11 protein-coding genes and 1 pseudogene are annotated in these 16026 nt (G+C 64.9%); 9 read left to right on the forward strand and 3 right to left on the reverse strand.

Annotation, left to right across the window (positions count from 1 at the left end; translation table 11 throughout):
- Positions 1-160 precede the first annotated feature (160 nt).
- On the reverse strand, positions 161-598 hold the full coding sequence (locus tag AB4Y40_RS23200) for a carboxymuconolactone decarboxylase family protein (protein ID WP_368689757.1): 438 nt from the start codon (positions 596-598) through the stop codon (positions 161-163).
- 191 nt (positions 599-789) lie between these two features.
- On the opposite strand from AB4Y40_RS23200, the pseudogene AB4Y40_RS23205 reads away from it, so the two are divergent.
- The 3 genes and pseudogenes from AB4Y40_RS23205 to AB4Y40_RS23215 all read left to right on the forward strand — a co-directional run bounded on the left by AB4Y40_RS23205 (position 790) and on the right by AB4Y40_RS23215 (position 3665).
- A pseudogene (locus tag AB4Y40_RS23205) lies at positions 790-1747 on the forward strand (PLP-dependent aminotransferase family protein).
- Between the two features lie 323 nt (positions 1748-2070).
- Positions 2071-2520, forward strand: a complete 450-nt coding sequence (locus AB4Y40_RS23210; protein WP_368689758.1) for an HU family DNA-binding protein — start codon at positions 2071-2073, stop codon at positions 2518-2520.
- Positions 2521-2765: 245 nt separating this feature from the next.
- Positions 2766-3665 carry a LysR substrate-binding domain-containing protein gene (locus AB4Y40_RS23215; RefSeq protein ID WP_368689759.1) on the forward strand — a complete coding sequence of 300 codons (900 nt, stop codon included), beginning with the start codon at positions 2766-2768 and terminating at the stop codon, positions 3663-3665.
- A 230-nt stretch (positions 3666-3895) separates the two neighbouring features.
- On the opposite strand, the gene AB4Y40_RS23220 is transcribed toward AB4Y40_RS23215, so the two are convergent.
- Together AB4Y40_RS23220 and AB4Y40_RS23225 are read right to left on the reverse strand one after the other, a co-directional pair.
- Positions 3896-5074, reverse strand: a complete 1179-nt coding sequence (locus tag AB4Y40_RS23220; protein ID WP_368689760.1) for a porin — start codon at positions 5072-5074, stop codon at positions 3896-3898.
- A gap of 220 nt (positions 5075-5294) precedes the next feature.
- The gene (locus AB4Y40_RS23225; protein WP_368689761.1) at positions 5295-6704 is read right to left on the reverse strand and encodes a YihY/virulence factor BrkB family protein; all 1410 of its coding nucleotides are present in this window, start codon (positions 6702-6704) and stop codon (positions 5295-5297) included.
- 195 nt (positions 6705-6899) lie between these two features.
- Here AB4Y40_RS23225 and fdnG point away from each other — a divergent pair, with 195 nt between their 5' ends.
- From fdnG to selB, 6 genes are all read left to right on the forward strand, one after another.
- Positions 6900-9971 carry a formate dehydrogenase-N subunit alpha gene (gene fdnG, locus AB4Y40_RS23230; protein ID WP_368689762.1) on the forward strand — a complete coding sequence of 1024 codons (3072 nt, stop codon included), beginning with the start codon at positions 6900-6902 and terminating at the stop codon, positions 9969-9971.
- Positions 9972-9984: 13 nt separating this feature from the next.
- Entirely contained in the window at positions 9985-10920 is a 936-nt protein-coding gene (fdxH, locus tag AB4Y40_RS23235) for a formate dehydrogenase subunit beta (protein WP_368689763.1), read from the forward strand.
- Positions 10907-11533, forward strand: a complete 627-nt coding sequence (locus tag AB4Y40_RS23240; RefSeq protein WP_368689764.1) for a formate dehydrogenase subunit gamma — start codon at positions 10907-10909, stop codon at positions 11531-11533. The genes fdxH and AB4Y40_RS23240 overlap by 14 nt, the downstream gene beginning before the upstream one ends.
- A 127-nt stretch (positions 11534-11660) precedes the next feature.
- Positions 11661-12593 carry a formate dehydrogenase accessory protein FdhE gene (gene fdhE, locus AB4Y40_RS23245; protein ID WP_368689765.1) on the forward strand — a complete coding sequence of 311 codons (933 nt, stop codon included), beginning with the start codon at positions 11661-11663 and terminating at the stop codon, positions 12591-12593.
- Positions 12594-12608: 15 nt separating this feature from the next.
- Complete coding sequence (gene selA, locus AB4Y40_RS23250; RefSeq protein WP_368689766.1) at positions 12609-14075, forward strand: L-seryl-tRNA(Sec) selenium transferase; 1467 nt, start codon at positions 12609-12611, stop codon at positions 14073-14075.
- A complete protein-coding gene (gene selB, locus AB4Y40_RS23255) occupies positions 14072-16000 on the forward strand; it encodes a selenocysteine-specific translation elongation factor (protein WP_368689767.1) in 1929 nt (642 codons plus the stop codon). Before selA ends, selB begins: the two co-directional genes overlap by 4 nt.
- Positions 16001-16026: the final 26 nt, after the last annotated feature.

The following is a 16026-nucleotide window of genomic DNA, read 5'->3' on the forward strand; positions in this document are numbered from 1 at the left end:
TCTAATCTCGCCCCGGTCCACAACCATGCCAAAAACCGCGCAAAAACTGCCAGCGGCGCGCGAGCCGCAATCGGGAAGCACTCGGTGACCGGTACCTGCGCCGCGTTCAGCCGCCGCTTAATTTGTGGCAGCTGAACGCGGCGCGTTTGCTGCTTCGAACTCAGGCCGGCAGCTTGCGGAACGTCACCGCGATGCGGTTCCAGCCGTTGATCGCGATGATCAGCAGCGTGAGGTCGGCGATCTCCTGATCACTAAAATGCGGCTTCACGCGTTCCCACACTTCGTCGGGCACGTGCGTTTGCGCGAGCAGCGTGACCGATTCGGTCCATTCGAGCGCCGCACGTTCGCGCTCGGTGAAGAACGGCGTTTCGCGCCACACCGATACCGTGGCGAGCCGGCGATCGGTTTCGCCGCCTTTGCGCGCATCCGCGGTGTGCATGTCCACGCAATAGGCGCAGCCGTTGATCTGCGAAGCGCGCAGGCGCACCAGTTCCGCGAGGGGCTTTTCGATCGAGCTTTTGCTCGCGCGCTCTTCGAGCGCAATCATGGCCTTCGTGTTTTCCGGGTTGGCCTTGTAGAAATCCAGACGTGCTTGCATGAGCGTTCACCTGTCGAGTTGAATTTCGTGGCGCAGTCGTCGACAGCGAGGCTGACAACGATGCGTTGAACTTGCGAATTGCGTCACCACAGGGGCACTTTAGGCGTTGCGCTGGCGCGTTCACATAGCCATTCTGGCAATATTTCGGGTGACCACTTTCACCCTCGTCGAGCGCTACCTGCAGCATCATCATGGAACTCCACGTCACCGTGTCGGGCCGCCGCGACCTCGCGGGCCAGATCTATCGCCAGCTACGCGACAGCATCGTCGATGGCCGGCTGGCCGGCGGCACCCGCCTGCCGTCCACGCGCGATCTCGCCTTGCAGCTCGGCGTTTCGCGCAAGACCTCGCTCGACGTCTTCGAACGCCTGCTCGCCGAAGGCTATCTCGGGCGCGAAGGTCGTGCCGGTGCCGGTGGATCGCGACGGGCTCGTCGTCGCGCGGCTGCCGAAGTCGGCGCGGCTCGTGTACGTGACGCCCTCACACCAGTTCCCGCTCGGCATGCCGCTGAGTCTCGAGCGGCGCGTCGCACTGCTCGAATGGGCGCAGGCGTGCGGCGCGCTCGTGATCGAAGACGACTACGACTGTGAATACCGCTTCGAGGGCCGCTCGATGGAGCCGCTCAAGAGCCTCGACAACGCCGGCTTCGTGGCCTACGTCGGCACGTTTTCGAAGACCATCTTCCCCGAACTGCGCGTGGGCTACATGGTGCCGCCTGCCGCGCTGGCCGCGCCGCTCGCCCGCGCACGGCAGATCGGCGACGCCCACGGCTGCGTGCTCACGCAGACGGCGCTCGCCGACTTCATGCTCAACGGCCATTTCGCGCGTTATTTGCGGCGCATGCATCAGATGTACGCGCAGCGCCGCGACGTGCTGCTCGCGCATCTGCGCGGACCGCTCGCGCCGTGGCTCGAAGCCGTCGAACCGAACACGGCGGGGTTGCACCTGGCGGCGCGGCTCGTCGCGCCGCTCGACGCCGCAGCGGTGGCGCAGGCCGCGCGCCGCGCGTCGATCGGGCTGCATCCGCTCGCGCCGTTTCATCTCGAAGCACCTGTGCAGAGCGGTTTTCTGTTCGGTTACGGTGGGGTCGACGCAGAGCGTATCGACGCCGCGCTGACGTCGCTCGCCACGCTGCTGCCCACGCTTTGACTGCATCCTGGCGTCGCGGCGACACCGGCGCGGCAGCCGAAATCGTGCAAAAACGCCATACGTATGGCGCTTTCCTGACGAACGCGCCGTACGCCGCGCCGACCGAAGCGTGTCGTCCGTCAGTGATCCGGCTGCGCCAGGTGCACGTTTACCCCTGTAAACAGGCGTCAAAATGTGATCGGGAGTCAGCGCCGCGCAACAAAATCGTAACGACAATGCAAAAGCTTCACGCAAAACGCTTGCGCGTATGTAGAATCCGCCGTTGAAGCACGTGCATTCCGCAGTGCTTCTTCGATTCACTGACCAACACTGGTAGGAGAAACATGCCGACTTCCGCAAAGAAAGTGGCCGCAAAAAAGGCAGCTGCCCCGGCCAAGAAGGTTGCCGCAAAGAAAGCGCCCGCCACCAAGACGGCCGCAGCTAAGAAGGTCGCCGTGAAGGCGTCCGGCGCACCGTCGCCGATCAAGGACACCTTCACGAAGGCCTCGCTGGCTACCCACGTCGCTGAACGTGCAGGCGTCGAGCCGAAGGCTGCCAAGGCCGTGCTCGCCGCGCTGGAAGACACGATCCTCGGTTCGGTCCACAAGAAGGGCGCTGGCGAATTCACGCTGTCGGGCCTTCTGAAGATCGTCGTCCAGGCCGTGCCGGCGAAGAAGAAGCGCTTCGGCAAGGATCCGTTCACGGGTGAAGAGCGCTGGTTCCCGGCGAAGCCCGCATCGGTCCGCATCAAGGCGCGCGCCCTGAAGAAGCTGAAGGACGCAGCAGCAGCCTGATTGCGCTTGAAGCCGCGGCCTTCGGGTAGCGGCTTCCCGTCAGTACCAAAAAATCCCCGTAGGCGTCGAGCCCGCGGGGATTTTTCATTTGGTGCGTGCAATGCGCACGGGCGCTGCCATGCTATGTCCTTATGTTATGGCAGACATCCGGTATCATGTCCCAATCATTCAGGAATAATCGTCATCTGCATCGTATGTAAACGATGCCGTGGACCCATTAATTCGAATATTCATAACACAGTGTTATGCAGACAGCCGACCTCAGTTTGCGCCAGGTGGAAGCGTTTCGCGCGTTGATGCAGTGGCGCACCGTCACGCGCGCGGCACAGGCGCTCGGCGTTTCGCAGCCCGCGGTGAGCCGTTTGCTTGCCGACTTCGAAGCAAAGATGGGGTTCGCACTTTTCGAGCGGCGCCAGGGGCGTTTGCTGCCGACCGTCGAGGCCCAGACGCTGCAAGACGAAGTCGAGCGCGCGTTCTTCGGCTTCGAGCGCGTGGCCCAGGCGGCCGCGCAGATTCGCGCGCAACGGCGCGGCATCGTGCGCGTTGCGGCTTCAGCCGATCTTTGCGCCGACTTCCTGCCGCGCGTGGCCGCCGCGTTTGCGAGCGAGCACGAAGGTGTCGATTTCGAACTGCTGACTGGCGAAGCCGCGGATATTGCCGAGCGCGTGGCGGCGCAACGCTGCGATCTCGGCTTCGTCGCGCAAGCCGTCGCGCATCCTGGCGCGCGTCTCGAGTATCTGGGCGAATGGCCGCTGCGCTGCATCGTGCCGCGCGGACACCGGCTCGCGCGCAAACGCGTGATTCATGCACAAGACTGCGCGGGCGAACGTTTCATTTCGTTTGCCGCGGCGAGCGAGGCGCGTCTGTCCATCGACCGGCACTTTGCCGAATGCGGGGTGGCGTGCGAGCCCGGCGTCGAAGCGGCGCTCGCGCAATCGGTCGTGGCGATGGTGGAAGCGGGGATGGGCATCGCGCTCGTCGACGCGCTGACCGCCCAGCATGCGAGCGTGCGGGTGAGCGTGAAGCGCTTCACGCCCACGCTGTCGGGCGCGCTCCATGTCGTGCGCGGCACGCAGCGCGCAGCGACGGCGCTGGGCGACGCGTTCGTGTGGCACGCCGCCGCCGCGCTGGCGCGGCTGCGCTGAACCTTTCGTCCGTGTAAATGGCGTGTAAACGGCGCAAGGCGCGGCTGTGCGCGAACACGCCCTGGAGGATCGCTTCTAAAACCCCGCGGGCATAAAAAAACCAGCCAGGGCTTGCGCCCGAGGCTGGTTTGTGCAGCGTGTCGTTTTTAGCTGCGTGGTCTTGCTCGCTGCGCCGGAATGGCTCGTCAGCCAGTTCCGGCGCCGGGCCGAGGCCCGGAATGAAGCGTTGCTTAGAACTTGTGGCGGATGCCCAGGCTGACGATTTCCTGCGAGCTCGACGACGAGTTGAAGCTGTACGAGCCGATTGCTGCGCCAGCCGTCGTCGTCGTGCCGTCCGCGTTGCGCTGCGTGCCGTTGGCGTGCTGGTAAGCCGCAACAGCGTACAGGTCGGTTCGCTTCGACAGGTTGTAGTCCGCGCCAAGCGAAACCTGGTTGTACGTGTTCGACGTGTCGCCAGCGCCGTGCGTCCAGGTGTAGCCGAGGCCGAGCAACAGGGCCGGGTTCAGCTGGTAGCCGACGAAGCCGCCCGCGACGTTGAAACGCTGGTTCGAAGCGAACAACGAAGCGCTGTCGCGACGCATCTGAACGTTGCTGTAACGGCCGCTGAACGTGAACGGACCAGCGACGTATTGCGCTGCAATCGAAGCGATACCGACCGAACTCGCCGTGTTGTAGCCAGCGGTGATCTGGTTGTCGCCGAACATCGAGTCCGACGTTGCGGTCGACGACCAGCCGGTGCGGGCAACTGCCGACGCCGAGTTGTCCATGCGGAAGTAGCCGCCGGCAATGTTGAACGAGCCGATGCCGTACGTAGCCGCTGCGCCCCAGCTCTGACCCGAGCCCGTTGCGCCAGCCACGCCGCCCAGCGCGTACATGCCTTCGAACTGGAAGCCCTGGATGTTCGGCGAGACGTACTTGATGGCGCTGTTCGTACGCGAGCTGTTGTCGTTGTTGTCGACGTCACCCGGCGTCGTGAACGTGCTGCCGAAGTAGTTGTCGGCGGTCAGCGGCTGGACCATGTCGACCAGCGGGTCGTACTGGCGGCCGAGCGTGACCGTACCGAACTGTTCGTGCGTCAGGCCAACATAGGCTTGACGGCCGAACATCTTGCTGCCTTGGCCGAGCTTGCCGGTGTTGATGTCAAAGCCGTTTTCCAATTGGAAAATCGCCTTCATGCCGCCGCCCAGATCTTCCGTGCCCTTCAGGCCCCAGCGGTTGCCCGACAGGTTGCCGCCAGCGAGGCCCCAGAAATTCTTGTTCCCTGCTGCGCCGCCGACCGGGCCGGTGTTGTGCGCGAACTGGATCGATTCGTCGATCACACCATAGAGGGTCACGCTGTTCTGAGCGTGCGCGGTGCCAGCTGCGGCCAAGAGGGCCAGCGAGAGGGTCGAGAGAGCGACTCGTTTCATTCTGTTTTCTCCACGCAGAAATTGTGTAGTTGTTGCGCGTTGGAGAATAACGCAGCAGGCCAGGCGACCTGAAATGAAAAAATAAAGATTGTCGCGAAAACCTGACACCGGCCAGAACCCCTTGTCAGACGGGGCCTCCGTCGATTATGCCGTTTTAAGGAATATTGGATTGTTGATCGAGCATTATTGTTGTTTTTGATAAAAGTTCCGTAAACAACCGTTATTTTTTCGCCTTACTGCGACCTTTGGTGGCGGCCTCAATTGGCCCGGCGGCGTTGGGATGCCGGCGCCTGCCGACGGCCGTCATGGCGAGCGCCGCGCTCGCGACGAACAGGACCGAACCCCACGGGTGGCGCTTCACGTAGCGGTCGGCGGCGGCGACCGTGCGGCCCGCGTGGACCAGCGTGAGTGCGGCCGCGTAGGTGGCGTTGTCCTCCATGCGCACGACCGAGCGGCGGATCTGCAGCCCCGATTTCAGCCTTCCGAACGCGCCGCCGTGCGCGCTCGCGCGCCCGATTGCGCTGAGCGGCGTTTCCGATCGTGTCGATTTTTCTGCCGAAACGGCCGCCGCCAGGGCCGCAGGCATTGCCGCAGCGGTTGCGCCGCCGTTTCCGATCGGCACGGCCGACGGCGCTGGCGCAGCGGCGGGGCGGTCCGCACGCTTCGTGTCATGCCGCGCGACGATGGTGGAGGCGGCGAGCACCGAGGCCAGTTTGGCGCGGCTGCCGGGCGGTGTTTCCTCAAGGAAACCCCACGCGCCGCGCGGGTCGTGCATGCGCCCGCGAGCGGCCGAGAACTCCGCGCCGAGCAGGAGCACCGCCGCTGAAAAATAGAGCCACATGAGCAGCACCGCGAGCGAGCCGGCGGCGCCGAAGGCCGTCGCCATGCCCGCGTGCGCGAGATAGAGCGCGAACAGCTTCTTGCCCGTCGAGAACAGCACCGCCGCGACGATGCCGCCCACCATCGCGTCGCGCCAGCGCACCCTGGCGTCGGGCAGGAAGCGCAGCAGGGCGCCGAACGCGACGGCCAGCACCACGAGCCCCACGCCAAGCTGCATCAGGTTGCCGATGATCACATAAGGAGAATCGCCCCAGAGCCACTGACCGACGAATGTAATGGCCGTGTCGAGCACGAGCGAGACGATCAGCAGGAACGCGACGCCCAGCACGAGGCTGAACGAAATGAGCCGCACGCGCACGAGCGCCATCACGCTGGAGGGACGCTGCCCGTCCGGCGGCCAGACGATGTTCAGCGCGGAATTGAGCGAGGAAAAGGTTGCGGACGCGCCGATCACGAGCAGGGCGAGCGAAATGATTGCCGCGACGCCGCCCTTGCCGCCCGCCCGGTGCGCGTTCTGCACGATGGTGGTGATGCCCGCGGCCGCGTCGTCGCCGAGCACGTTGTGGACCTGGCGGAAAAGTTCGCCGCGCGCGGCATCGACGCCGTAGAACCAGCCCGCCACGGCAATCACCATCACGAGCGTCGGCGCGAGCGAAAACGCCGAATAGAACGCGATGCTCGCCGCGAGCGACGGGCAGCGATTGGCGATGAACTGGCGCAACGCGCCCACCACCCACGACGCTTCCTTGCGTGCGGCGGACTGCAGTCGTTCGGTGGAAAGCGTTGACATGACGGGGTGCCCCGCGGTGGTGCTTCAGTGGTTCGTTTTCGTCACAAAGATGGCTCTTTCGCCATTCAATATTAGCAAGCATGGTTCCCGGGCGAACTCGCGCTGCACGCGTGTAACGCTCGCGAGCATCCAGCGCGATCCGTCTCCCAAAACGTCTTATACTGAAAAAACCCACAACCAAGCCGAGGACGAATCATGCTGCAGATGTCCCGGCGTCAGTTCCTCAAGGTCACGGCAACGTCGCTGGCGGGTTCCAGCCTCGCGTTGATGGGTTTCGCGCCCGACAACGCGCTTGCCGAGGTCCGACAATACAAACTGGCGCGCACCACTGAAACCCGCAATACCTGCCCGTACTGCTCGGTTGGTTGCGGGATCCTCATGTACGGTCTCGGCGATGGCGCGAAGAATGCTACGACGAGCATCATCCATATCGAGGGCGATCCCGATCACCCCGTCAATCGCGGCACGCTGTGCCCGAAGGGCGCGAGCCTGATCGATTTCATTCATAGCGAGAGCCGCCTCAAGTACCCCGAGTACCGGGCGGCCGGCTCGAACGAGTGGAAACGCATTTCGTGGGATGAGGCGCTCGACCGGATCGCGAAACTGATGAAGGAAGATCGCGACGCGAACTTCGTCGAGAAAACCGCCGACGGCAAGACCGTGAACCGCTGGTTGACCACGGGCATGCTGGCTGCATCGGCAGGCAGCAACGAAGTCGGCTATCTCACGCACAAAGTGGCCCGCAGCATGGGCCTGCTCGCATTCGACAACCAGGCGCGTGTCTGACACGGCCCGACGGTGGCAGGTCTTGCCCCGACGTTTGGCCGTGGAGCGATGACGAACCATTGGGTCGACATTCGCAATGCGGACGTGATTCTGGTGATGGGCGGCAATGCGGCCGAGGCGCACCCGTGCGGCTTCAAGTGGGTCACGGAGGCGAAGGCGCACCGCGGCGCGCGGCTCATCGTGGTGGATCCGCGCTTCACGCGCACGGCATCGGTCGCGGACTTCTACGCGCCGATCCGAACCGGCACGGACGTCGCCTTCCTCGGCGCGGTGATCAACTACCTGCTCACCAACGACAAGATCCAGCACGAGTACGTGAAGAACTTCACGGACTTCCCGTTCATCGTGCGCGAAGACTTCGCGTTCAACGACGGCATTTTCTCGGGCTACGATGCGCAGAAGCATGCGTACCCGGACAAGTCGTCGTGGAACTACGAGCTCGGCGACGACGGCTTCGTGAAGACCGACGACACGCTGCAGAATCCGCGCTGCGTGTACCAGATGCTCAAGCAGCATTACTCGCGCTACACGCCCGAGATGGTCGAGAAAGTGTGCGGCACGCCGAAGGACAAATTCCTCAAGGTGTGCGAAATGCTGGCGAGCACGGCCGTGCCGGGCCGCGCGGCCACGATCATGTATGCGCTCGGCTGGACCCATCACTCGATCGGCTCGCAGAATATCCGCACCGGCGCGATGGTGCAGCTCCTGCTGGGCAACATCGGCATTGCGGGCGGCGGCATGAACGCGCTGCGCGGTCACTCGAACATCCAGGGGCTGACCGACCTCGGGCTCATGTCGAACCTGCTCACGGGCTACATGACGCTGCCGTTCGAAGCGGAGCAGGACTACGACGACTACATCAAGAAGCGCGCGTCGCAGCCCATGCGGCCGAACCAGCTCAGCTACTGGCAGCATTACGGCGCGTTCTTCGTGAGCTTCATGAAGTCGTGGTGGGGCAATGCGGCCACGAAGGACAACAACTGGGGCTACGACTGGCTGCCCAAGCTCGACAAGCCGTACGACCTGCTGCAGACCATCGAGCTGATGAATCAGGGCAAGGTCAACGGCTATATCTGCCAGGGCTTCAACGTCATGGCGTCCTCCCCGAACAAGGCCAAGACCGTCTCGGCGCTCAGCAAGCTCAAGTGGCTCGTGATCATGGACCCGCTCGCCATCGAGACGGCCGAGTTCTGGAAGAAGTACGGCGACTATAACGATGTCGATACGGCGTCGATTCAAACCGAAGTGTTCCGTTTGCCCACTACGTGCTTTGCGGAAGAAAACGGCTCGCTCGTGAGTTCGAGCCGCGTGCTGCAGTGGCACTGGAAGGGCGCGGAGCCGCCGGGCGAGGCGAAGAGCGACCTCGAGATCATGTCGGGCCTGTTCCTGCGCATCCGCGCCGCGTATCAGAAGGACGGCGGCAAGCTGCCCGATCCGATCGTCAAGCTCGACTGGCCGTATTCGGATCCCGCGAGCCCCACGCCGGAAGAACTGGCGAGGGAGTACAACGGCCGTGCTCTCGCCGACCTGACCGACGCGAAAGATCCCACCAAGGTGCTCGTGAAGAAGGGCGAGCAGCTTGCGGCCTTCGCGCAGTTGAAGGACGACGGCACCACCGCGAGCGGCTGCTGGATCTTCTGCGGCGCGTGGACCCAGGCGGGCAACCAGATGGGCCGGCGCGACAACGACGACCCCACGGGTATCGGGCAGACGCTCAACTGGGCCTGGGCGTGGCCGGCGAACCGGCGCGTGCTGTACAACCGTGCCTCGTGCGACGTGGCGGGCAAGCCCTTCGATCCCACCCGCAAGCTGATCGCCTGGAACGGCAGCGCATGGGCGGGCGCGGACATACCCGACTACAAGGTCGACGAAGCACCCGATCAGGGCATGGGGCCGTTCATCATGAACCCCGAGGGCGTGGCGCGTTTCTTCGCCCGCGACGGCATGAACGAAGGTCCATTCCCTGAGCATTACGAACCGTTCGAGAATCCGCTCGGCTATAACCCGTTCCACCCGAACAACCCGCTCGCCACGAGCAATCCGGCGGCGCGCGTGTTCCCCGACGACCGCAAGACGTTTGGCACCGCGCAGCAGTTCCCGCATGTGGCGACCACGTACCGGCTGACCGAGCACTTCCACTTCTGGACGAAACACGCCCGGCTCAACGCGATCATTCAGCCGCAGCAGTTCGTCGAGATCGGCGAGGCGCTCGCGAAGGAGGTGGGCGTGGTGGCGGGCGAGCGCGTGAAGGTGTCCAGCAATCGCGGCTACCTGGTCGCTGTGGCGGTGGTCACCAAGCGCATCAAGCCGCTGACCATCGAGGGCAAGACCGTGCATCAGGTTGGCGTACCGCTGCACTGGGGCTTCAAGGGACTCACGCACCCGGGCTATCTGACGAATACGCTCACGCCGCCCGTGGGCGACGGCAATTCGCAGACGCCCGAGTTCAAGTCGTTCCTCGTGAAGGTCGAAAAGGCATAGGGGAGGCGACGACATGGCATGGCAATCACTTGACGTCAAACGCCTCTCCGCGACCACCTCGGAGCCGCCCGGCGTGCGCGAGCCGGTGACGGGCACGGTCGCGAAGCTCATCGACGTTTCCAAATGCATCGGCTGCAAGGCGTGTCAGACCGCGTGCATGGAGTGGAACGATCTGCGTGACGAAATCGGTGTCAATACGGGCGTCTACGACAATCCGCACGATCTAACCGAGCACTCGTGGACCGTGATGCGCTTCACCGAGTACGAGAACTCGCAGGGCAACCTCGAATGGCTGATCCGCAAGGACGGCTGCATGCATTGCGAGGACCCCGGCTGTTTGAAGGCGTGTCCCGCGCCGGGCGCGATCGTGCAGTATACGAACGGCATCGTCGACTTCCACCAGGAAAACTGCATCGGCTGCGGCAATTGCATTACCGGCTGTCCGTTCAATATTCCTCGCATGTCGAGCGAACGCCGCGTCTATAAATGCACGCTCTGTTCGGACCGCGTGGCCGTGGGGCAGGAGCCTGCATGCGTGAAGACCTGCCCGACCGGTGCGATCGTCTTCGGCACCAAGGAAGACATGAAGCAGCACGCGGCCGAGCGCATCGTGGATCTCAAGGAGCGCGGCTTCGAGAACGCCGGGCTTTATGACCCGCCGGGCGTGAGCGGTACGCACGTGATGTACGTGCTGCATCATGCGGACCGGCCGTCGCTCTATGCCGGACTGCCCCAGGATCCGCACATCAGCCCGATGGTGCGGATCTGGAAGGGCGTGGCCAAGCCGATCGGGCTCGCCATCATGGCGCTCACCGCACTGGCCGGTTTCTTCCATTACACGCGGGTAGGCCCGAACGAAGTGACGGCTGAAGACGAAGCCGCTGCGCGCGAAGAGGCGCGGCGCATGCGTGGCGAACCCCCCGAGGAGCGCGGCGATGAAAGACGATGAACCGCAACTGATCGAGCGCTACACGCCCAACGAGCGCAGCAACCACTGGATCACCGCAATCTGTTTCATCCTGCTCGCGCTCTCGGGCCTCGCGATGTTTCACCCGGCCATGGCGTTTCTGTACGCGGTGCTCGGCGGCGGCCAGTGGACGCGCATTCTGCACCCGTTCATCGGCGTGGTGATGTTCGTCTCGTTCCTGATTCTTGCGCTGCGCTTCTGGCATCACAACTATCTGGACAAAGACGACATCCAGTGGATGAAACAGATGGACGACGTGCTGAACAACCGCGAAGACAGGCTGCCCGAGATCGGCCGCTACAATGCGGGCCAGAAGCTGTTATTCTTTGTGATGGTGGTTTGCCTCGTGCTGTTGCTCTTGAGCGGCATCGTGATCTGGCGGCGATATTTTTCGGTCTACTTTCCGATCGAAATTATCCGGCTCTCAGCGTTGGTGCATGCGGTAGCGGCATTCGTGCTGATCTGCGGAATCATCATTCATATTTATGCAGCGATATGGGTGAAGGGCTCGATCGGCGCGATGACGCGCGGTTATGTCACCTGGGGCTGGGCGAGAAAGCATCATCCGCGCTGGTTCCGCGAGAGCATCAAGTAAGGCACAGGCTGCGCGCCGCCTGCCGCGCCGTTTGGCCTAGGCAGTGGCGGCGCGAGCGGCAAACCGCCGGCGCCCGCGAGGGCACGGCGGTTTTTTCTTTGTGAAGCCGTTCTGGAGCCGACCCGTCGTGACGCAACGCATTCTCGACCCGCAGCAAATCGAATCGCTCGATCCTTCGGCCATTCCGCGCATCCGTCTGCCCGAACGCGTCGCCTTTTTCAGCACGCGCGCCGTGCGCCTGCGCCATCTCGCGGACCACAACCCCATTGGCGGCTACGTGCGGCTCATGGCGGCGCTCGTCGACGCGCAGCAGGAGGCCCTCGAACATTGCAGCGCGTCCATGCCCTCGCGCGAAGCCATTGCGAACGCGCAGCATCACTCCATGCCGATTCTGCCGGCGCTTTCGGGCGAGCGCGACCCGCAGTGGCGCGCCGTGCTCTTGCGTCTCGCCGATCGGGTCGAAGCCGCAGGGGCGGTCGCGCCTGCGCTCGCGAACGTGCTGGGCGAGCTGCGCGCCATGACCGATACGCAACTCGACGCCCAGGCCGATGCGGTTCTCGCCCAGCGCTATACCGAAGTCGCACCCGCCACCGCGCCGTTCATCATGGCCGCGCTGCAGGTGGTGTGGACCGACCTCGCGAGCCGCATCGACGTGCGCGACGTGCCCTATGTCGACGCACCGGGCGCGTGCCCCGTGTGCGGATCGCCGCCCGTTGCCAGCATCGTGCGGATCGGCGGCGTGTATCAGGGCTACCGGTTTGCGCAATGCGGCCTGTGCGGCACCGAGGCTCACGTGGTGCGCGTGAAGTGCACGCACTGCGATTCGACCAAGGGCATTGCGTATCACGGCATCGAAGGCGGCAATGCTGCACTCAAGGCCGAATCGTGCGACGAATGCCACACCTACCGCAAGATCGGCTATCAGGAGAAGGACCTCGACTTCGAGCCGCTGGCCGACGACCTGGCGAGCCTCACGCTCGATCTGCTGATGAGCGATGCGGGCTACCGTCGCGCGAGCCCGAATCCGTTGCTATGGCCCGAAGGGCCTGGCGACCAGTAAGGAGCCGCGCACGCCATGAGTGAAGCCGTGGGACAAACAGCGGAGCACGATGCGCACGCCCTGCATGCGCTGCTCGCGCAAATGCCAGCGGTCGAGCGTGTGATTGCCTCGGAGCAAGCGCAGCCGCTGATCGCGCAGTACGGACGCACCCAGGTGCTCGACGCGATACGCGCCACGCAGGACGGCTGGCGTCGCGATGTGCGCACTGGCGTGCTGGCACATGAAAACAAGGATGCCGAACCATTTTCGCTGGAGCGCGTGATCGAAGCGACCGCGCAACGGTTGACCGAACGCGCGCAAAGCCGCCTGCGTTCCGTCTTCAATCTCACGGGCACGGTGCTGCACACGAATCTCGGCCGCGCGCTGCTGCCCGACGAGGCCGTCAAAGCCGTGGTGCAGGCACTCACGCAACCCGCAAACCTCGAATTCGATCTCGCGAGCGGCAAGCGCGGCGACCGCGACGACCTGATCGACTCGCTGATCTGCGAACTGACGGGCGCCGAAGCCGCGACCGTCGTGAACAACAACGCGGCGGCCGTGTTGCTGCTCTTGAGCGCACTCGCCAATCGCAAGGAGGTCGTCGTTTCGCGCGGCGAACTCGTCGAGATCGGCGGCGCGTTTCGCATTCCCGACATCATGAGCCGGGCGGGCGCACGCTTGCGCGAGATCGGCACGACGAATCGCACGCATCTCAAGGATTACGAAGCGGCGATCAACGCGCACACCGCGCTCCTGATGAAAGTCCACTGCAGCAACTACGCGATCAGTGGCTTTACAAAGAGTGTCGAACTCGATGAACTCGCGCCGCTGGCGCGTCAGCACGGCCTGCCCGTAGCGGTCGATCTGGGCAGCGGGACGCTCGTCGATCTCGCGCAGTGGAGCTTGCCGGCCGAGCCCACGGTGCGCGCGACCGTGGAAGCGGGCGCGGACCTCGTGACCTTCAGCGGCGACAAGCTGCTGGGCGGCCCGCAGGCGGGGCTGATCGTCGGCCGCAAGGAACTGATTGCGAAGATCAAGAAGCACCCGCTCAAGCGCGCGTTGCGGGTCGGCAAGCTCACGCTCGCTGCGCTAGAACCGGTGTTGCGGCTTTATCAGGCGCCCGAATTCCTGCGCGAGCGGCTCACGACGCTGCGTCTGCTCACACGGCCCGCCTCGCAAATGCAGGAGGCCGCGCAGCGCGCGCTGCCCGCGTTTCAGCGCGCCATCGGCGAGGGGTATACCGCGAGCGTCGAGCCGATGTTCAGCCAGATCGGCAGCGGCGCGCTGCCCGTAGACGTGCTGCCGAGCAGCGGGCTCGTCGTGCGCCATGCCGGGAAGGGCGGCAGTGGCCGCGCGCTGCTCAGGCTCGAACGCGCCTTGCGCGAGCTGCCGCGGCCCGTGATTGGCCGCATTGCCGACGACGCGCTGCGTCTGGACCTGCGCTGCCTCGAACCCGCGGACGAAGCGGTGTTCGCGGCGCAACTCGCGGAGCTGCGTCTGTGATCGTCGGGACGGCGGGGCACATCGACCATGGCAAGACCACGCTGGTCCGCGCGTTGACCGGCGTGGACACCGACCGCCTGAAAGAAGAGAAGGCGCGCGGCATTTCGATCGAACTGGGTTATGCGTACCTGCCGCTCGCCAACGGCGACGTGCTGGGCTTCATCGACGTGCCCGGCCACGAAAAGCTCGTCCATACGATGGCAGCGGGTGCGTGCGGCATCGACTTCGCGTTGCTCGTGATTGCGGCCGACGACGGCGTGATGCCTCAAACGCGCGAGCACCTTGCCATTCTGCAACTGCTGGGCGTGCAGCAAGGCGCCATCGCGCTGACCAAATGCGATCGCGTGGGTGCGGCGCGGCTCGACGCCGTGCGTGCCGAAATCGCCGTGTGGCTCGCTGACACGATGCTGGCGGACGCCCCTGTATTCGAGACCAATGCCACGCAGCCGCATGACGAAGGTGTGGCGCGCCTCGACGTCTGGTTGCGCGAGCGCGCGAGTACATGGCGGGCGCGACGAGACGATGGACTCTTTCGCCTCGCGGTGGATCGCGTATTTACGCTGACGGGCCAGGGGACGGTGGTGACGGGCACCGTATTCGCCGGGCGCGTCCAGGCGGGCGACGCGCTCGTGCTCGCGCCCGCCGGCACGCCTGTGCGCGTGCGCGGCCTGCATGCGCAGAATCGCGCGGTACAGGCAGGCGAGGCGGGCCACGCCGGCCAGCGTTGCGCGCTCAATCTCGCGGGCATCGACAAGGAACAGATTGCGCGCGGCGACTGGATCGTCGATGCGGGCCTGGCTGAGCCGGCCGTGCGTCTCGACGTCGAACTGCAGTTGCTCGACGACGCGGGCATTACGTTGCAGCACTGGTCGCCGCTGCATGTGCATCTCGGCACGACGCATCGCGTCGCGAACGTCGCGTTGCTCGAAGGCGAAACGCTCGCGCCGGGCGCGGCTGCCCGCGTGCAGCTCGTGTTCGAAGCGCCGTTGCACGCGTTGCCGGGAGACCGCTTCATCGTCCGCAACGCGCAGGCAAATCACACCGTAGGTGGCGGGCGTGTGCTCGATCCGTTCGGGCCGTCGCGGCGGCGCCGGACGCCGGAACGGCGTGCATGGCTCGACGCATTGCGCGCGTGGCTCGACGAAGCGAGCCTGGCGCCGCTGATCGAAGAAGCGCCGCGCGGCATTGCGCGCGCGACGCTGGTGCAGTTGACCGGTTACGACGAAGCTGCGCTCGCTTTGCCCGCCGATGCGATTTCCATCGCACCGCAAGGACGCGACGACGAAGGCGCAGTGATCGCACACGCGCACTGGACGAGGCTCACCGGGCGCATTGTCGAAGCGCTCGCCGAGTTTCATGCGCGCTCGCCCGATGAGCAGGGGCCGGACGCGGCACGGTTGCGCCGCATGGCGGCGCCGCTCGTGAGCGATGCGGTGTGGCGCGCCGCGATTGAAGCGCTCGAGCGCGAGGGGCGTGTGGCGCGCAGCGGGCCGTGGCTGCATCTGCCCTCGCACGCGGTGACGCTCGACGCCGATGATGAAGCGCTCGCCGCGCGCCTCATGCCGCTGCTCGCGCGAGGGCGTTTCGATCCGCCGTGGGTGCGGGATCTGGCACGCGAGACGCGGCAGCCGGAAGAGAAGGTGCGTGCGCTGCTGCGCAAGCTCGCGCGCCTGGGTATGGTGTATCAGGTCGTGCGCGATCTCTTTTACGATCGCGACGTGGTGCAGACGCTCGCGCGTGCCGTCGCACAGATTGCCGCGGAGCAGGGCGGCGCAGTCAACGCCGCGGCGTTTCGCGACGCCACGGCATTGGGCCGCAAACGCGCGATCCAGATTCTGGAGTACTTCGACCGCGTTGGATATACTCGCTTTCAGCGCGATACGCATCTGCTACGGCACGATAGCCGGATGCGCGAATGGTTGTAGGCACATCGATATGTGTGTGCGGTTGC

It is taken from the genome of Paraburkholderia sp. EG287B (genome assembly GCF_040965595.1).
In the GTDB taxonomy this organism is placed as follows: domain Bacteria; phylum Pseudomonadota; class Gammaproteobacteria; order Burkholderiales; family Burkholderiaceae; genus Paraburkholderia.